Here is a 4,515-nt window from a genome sequence, read left to right as displayed (position 1 = left end):
ATTCTAACAACGCTATTTCTTTTTCCATATCTTTTTGTGGCAGTTGTAAGTTATTCATTTTTTATTGTCACAATCAAGTATTGCATATAATTTTATCATAGTCTTGATAATGATTTAGGATTGCTATAGAGGTAATAATTGCTGCAATGCCTCTTCTTGCTTCACAGTATTTGCCAGCAGACCAAATCCGTCAATTGCAGCTTCCTGAACTGCTAAATCTTCGCCGCCAAGACCGATCGCACAAATTTCAAATACTGCATCAGGACACTGCATTTCATACAGCGGAGCCATGATACTGCGGCGGACGAGCCAATTGTCATCGCGGCGAAAAGCTTCCACTAAATGAGGAATCGCCTCGGTTCCGAACATTGACAAAGAGTTAGCGGCTTCGGCGCGCACGTTAGGATCGCGATCGAACTGCATCATTTTTAACAGCGCCGCAAAAGCTTCCGCAGTTTGAGTCTGCCGCAATCCCATCGCCACCAACGATCGCACGATAAACTCCCGATCGTCCACTTTGCTCAGCAACATCGGTACCGCCACCGCAGAATCGCACTTTCTCAGAGCCGTTACCCCCCGCACCCTGTCTTGAGAATCCGAACTTTGCAGCGCTGCTTGGATTTCGCTAATTTTCATAAGCCAATTATATATTTTTGTTACGTTTCTTTACAATTTTAGCAATTATTCCCGGATTTTGGGAAGATTTAAAAAAAAATCACTGTTGAATAAGAAATTTTGTGGGTATTTAAGCGAACTTTTGTATTAGTAATGAAGGCAATCAGTACCCTATTTATTTGAGTATGCGGAGGCATAATTTATTTTTTTAAATAGGTTTTTACAGCAGATTTTTTACAACCAGCGACTTGGGCGCAGTGCACAATAGAATCATTTTTAACCCCTATTTTTGGAGGTAAAAGCGCAATTTAAAACCCTAATTTTCGCGCGCATAAAACCCCAAATGATTGGAAATTGGACGTTCCTGCATGGGAATTTTATTCTGAATCGGAGCATTCAACAGTTTCGCTCCAGACGGCGATGCTACTGCAAAACTTACAGACCCACCGCCATCTAAATTTAGCACTGTCTCGGCTTTCAACTGCATCGAAATATCAGTTATTTCGCTCAATTTCAGCCCTTCACTGTAAAGCCTCTGCTTGCCGTCTACCAGAATTAACCACAACTTGTCGCCTGTTTTGTCGATCGCCGCGACTGCACGGGGATAGGGTTTATCCTGTTTGCGTTCTTCCTGACTTTGTGCTACGGATTTGCCATTTTTTACCAGCAAAGTATCTCCGGCAACTGCATAGGCTGTCCCCGCAGGACAAGTGCCGTTTTCGATTATTTGAACACGGTTTTTGGCATCAAAACAAAGGGCGGGAAAGTCTGGATTTGGTTGAGAATAAGCTTGGTTTTTGGCAATGGCGTGTCCGACATTATTTACTCGATCGCCACTGCGGGGATAGTAATCCCAAGGTGCTTCCTCGATGCAGGGATAAAAAAAATTGCCGTTGACTGCTAATTGCAATTTAAATTCTTTCAGGAATTCAGTAGCCGTGCGGGCATGGGTTTCTGTTAAATCGGGTGTTGGGTTTCCGGGAGTGACAAAAATTCCTATTCCCGGCGCTTTTAGGTCTATGCTAAGAATGTGAATTAGGGTGGGACGTGGATTAGTCCGAAATTCCCTGCGGTAGCCTATTCCTTGAAAGAGCGATCGGGCTTCGTTTGTTTGTTGGGGACGCAAAAAGTATGGAATGTTGTAGATTAGTATTGGTGCGAGCAATATTCCGAGACCTAGAATATGCCAAATTTGTTTGATCGTGGGTCGATAAGTCATACCATTTTAGATTTTAGATAGGGGACGGGAACACTGACATATTTATATATTTTCAAGCACCCTCTACTAATATGAAGTATTCGGGTTCCAATAATTTTAGCAATCAAATTTTACGAAATCGATCGTTCCAAGGACAAGTTCTTAACGGTGCTGATTTCAGCGGTGCGGATGTTAGAGGCTGCAATTTTAGAAATGCTCAGTTAGCGGGTGCGAATTTTCTCGGTGCGAAAATCGGGCTTTCTAGGCGACAGATAGCTGTTTTGAGTGCAGGGGCGATCGCGATTTGTTTGGTGGTGGGCGATGTTCTGACTCGACTGATTTTGGGAGCTCAAGGACAAGTACCGGACTCTCGCAGTTGGCCTTTTGTTCTGTTGCTGTACGGGGTTTTGAGCGCTGCTGGTTTCGCTTCGGCGATCGCCAGCAAACAGCCAAAAACCTCAAAAGCGGGTAGATTAGCACGAACAATTTCTGCTATTCTATCAGGAGCTTTGTTGGGATTTTTCTATGCTGGGACTGCAACTAATGATAATTCCCAGGCTGCTATTGCTGGAATGGCGATCGGCGGGGTGTTAATGTTTTTTGTGAGTTGGCGGATTCGTGGTCAATTTGCACAGGTGGCGATCGCATCGGCTGGAAGTGTGGCGACTTACGCAGCGGCTTTTTTGTTCAGTGCAACGGCGAGCGCTTTTCTGAGCACTCAGAAACTGTTTTGGGGTATGTGTTTCGGTTTGCTGTCGCTGCTGTATCTTTGGTTTGCGTTTGTGTCTTTCTCGGCTATTGTTCGAGAGATTGGAAATGCTGAGGGTACTTCGTTCAGAGGGGCAAATCTCGCTGATGCTAAGTTCGATATAAATTACCTCAATCTAAAATCTAAAATTTAAAATCTAAAATTCCCCGACTGATATTCAAACAGCAATTGATCCAGCAGAAAGCGACGCTTTGCTACAAACGGTGAGGGAGCAAATGGCCATCGCAACTTTCAATCCCAACGACAGCGAACTGCTCAAAAAGATTGTCGAATGTATGGGAGATTCGCAGGGAATGGTGAGGCTGAGTTTAGCCGAAACTCTCGGCTCAATTGGCAAACCTGCAACTCCTTTTTTGCTGGAAGCTCTAGCACATCACCCCAACCCTGTCGTGCGTAGAGCCTTTGCTAAAACGCTGACTCTGATTTGCGGCGAGGCGATCGCCCGAACCACGCTGCTAGAAGCTTTTTTACAGGATGAGGATCGAGTCGGGGGAGGAAGAGTGGGATTAAAGACAAAGCCTGCGGTTTCCAACCGCGCCTACACAGACAAAACCCACTTGGCGTGGGTTAAAGAATTTTTACTCGATCGGGCCTTGACATTATCCTCTCAAAATGAGAGAATAAGCAAAACTTCCCTTGAGAATTTTTACTCGCTCGGCTCTTGACATTATCCTCTCATTTTGGGCGTTGCTAATTCACGGTATGAAGAATCAACTTTTCGCTTGATGTTACAAAAGTCACCATACTTGGCTTATAGCAATTGGGAAATATTGAATTCATACCTGTATTCAGCAACGCCTCATTTTGAAAGGATAAGCAAAACTTCGCTGCAAAATTACCCAGGCAACCTATGAAAAACCCCCAAATATCAAAACAAAAAACCCATGCACCTAATCTCGATCCGGAACCTCCGTAAAGATGCTGCCCAGTATCCCGATGTCAAAAATCAAATTGATAGCTGGAACGCAACTGTAAAGCAAGCAGAATGGCAGAATTTGGAGGATGTTCGCAAGATTTACCGAGATGCCGAAGCAGTAGGAGACTTGACAGTCTTTAATATCAAAGGCAACGAATATCGCCTGATTGTCGGCATCAACTACGAGAACCAAACTATTTTTTACAAATATTTCCTAACCCACGCTGAGTACGACAAAGACAAATGGAAAAATGATACTTACTTTTGACAGAGCAACTTATAGCAACTTGCTTGCAGAAATTGCTCCTAGGGCGATCGAAACCGAAGAGGAATACGATCGCCTCTTGGCTGTGGCAGAACGGCTAACGTTCGCTAAAAACCTCACTCCAGAGGAGAGAGCTTTATACAAGTTGTTAGTCACGCTGATTGAAGTTTATGAGACGGAAAATTATCCGATGGACAAATCGGAACCTCATGAGATTTTGCAACACATCATGGAATCCAGCGGCACCCGTCAAGCGGACTTGGTAGGTATCATTGGATCGAGCGGTGTGGTGTCTGAGGTTGTGAATGGGAAAAGAGCGATTAGCAAGGCACAAGCTAAGGCACTAGGCGATTATTTTAAAATCTCACCTAGCTTGTTCATTTAATTTAGAAATTGGGCATTGGGAATAGGGCATGGGTTATTTGTGATTAGAAAAACTACTAACCAGTAACCACTAACTATTACCCATGCCCGATGCCCGATGCCCATGCCAGAGGCATCTGACCCTAGGCCGGCAGTCCCTAAATTTTACCGATTATTAGGCGTTGCTGAATTAAGGTATGATTAGCTCAAAGATAAATTTGGAAAAAACAATTAAGTGACGCTCCTAGACCATATCGCTGGCGATTGGTGTAGGTTACTATGCTTTTCTAGTATTGGCATTATATCGGGGCGTTGGTAGTGCCCTGAAGGAAAGGATCGAGTAAGTTACTATTAGAGAGAAGTGTTTATCATAGTGTGATATGACAGTA

The 4,515-nt window shown here is 44.0% G+C and carries 6 protein-coding genes; 4 read left to right on the top strand and 2 right to left on the bottom strand.

Annotation, left to right across the window (positions count from 1 at the left end):
• Positions 1-123: 123 nt before the first annotated feature.
• Both QUA13_RS31715 and QUA13_RS31710 read right to left on the bottom strand, forming a co-directional pair.
• Positions 124-636: a HEAT repeat domain-containing protein gene (locus tag QUA13_RS31715; RefSeq protein WP_333204960.1), complete on the bottom strand. Its 513-nt coding sequence runs from the start codon at positions 634-636 to the stop codon at positions 124-126.
• A 295-nt stretch (positions 637-931) separates the two neighbouring features.
• A complete protein-coding gene (locus tag QUA13_RS31710) occupies positions 932-1,834 on the bottom strand; it encodes a phosphodiester glycosidase family protein (RefSeq protein WP_333204958.1) in 903 nt (300 codons plus the stop codon).
• 71 nt (positions 1,835-1,905) lie between these two features.
• Between QUA13_RS31710 and QUA13_RS31705 the strand changes: the two genes are divergently transcribed.
• From QUA13_RS31705 to QUA13_RS31690, 4 genes are all read left to right on the top strand, one after another.
• Positions 1,906-2,715, top strand: a complete 810-nt coding sequence (locus QUA13_RS31705) for a pentapeptide repeat-containing protein (protein WP_333204956.1) — start codon at positions 1,906-1,908, stop codon at positions 2,713-2,715.
• A gap of 82 nt (positions 2,716-2,797) precedes the next feature.
• Complete coding sequence (locus QUA13_RS31700) at positions 2,798-3,247, top strand: HEAT repeat domain-containing protein (protein WP_333204954.1); 450 nt, start codon at positions 2,798-2,800, stop codon at positions 3,245-3,247.
• A 219-nt stretch (positions 3,248-3,466) separates the two neighbouring features.
• Positions 3,467-3,766 (top strand): type II toxin-antitoxin system HigB family toxin, encoded by a 300-nt coding sequence (locus QUA13_RS31695; protein ID WP_333204952.1) that lies wholly within the window; start codon positions 3,467-3,469, stop codon positions 3,764-3,766.
• Positions 3,750-4,148: a transcriptional regulator gene (locus tag QUA13_RS31690; protein WP_333204950.1), complete on the top strand. Its 399-nt coding sequence runs from the start codon at positions 3,750-3,752 to the stop codon at positions 4,146-4,148. Before QUA13_RS31695 ends, QUA13_RS31690 begins: the two co-directional genes overlap by 17 nt.
• Positions 4,149-4,515: the final 367 nt, after the last annotated feature.

The organism is Microcoleus sp. S28C3 (assembly GCF_036700785.1).
GTDB lineage: Bacteria > Cyanobacteriota > Cyanobacteriia > Cyanobacteriales > Microcoleaceae > Microcoleus > Microcoleus asticus.
Note: the sequence above shows the minus strand (reverse complement) of the source record. Positions and strands in the feature narration are given on the sequence as shown.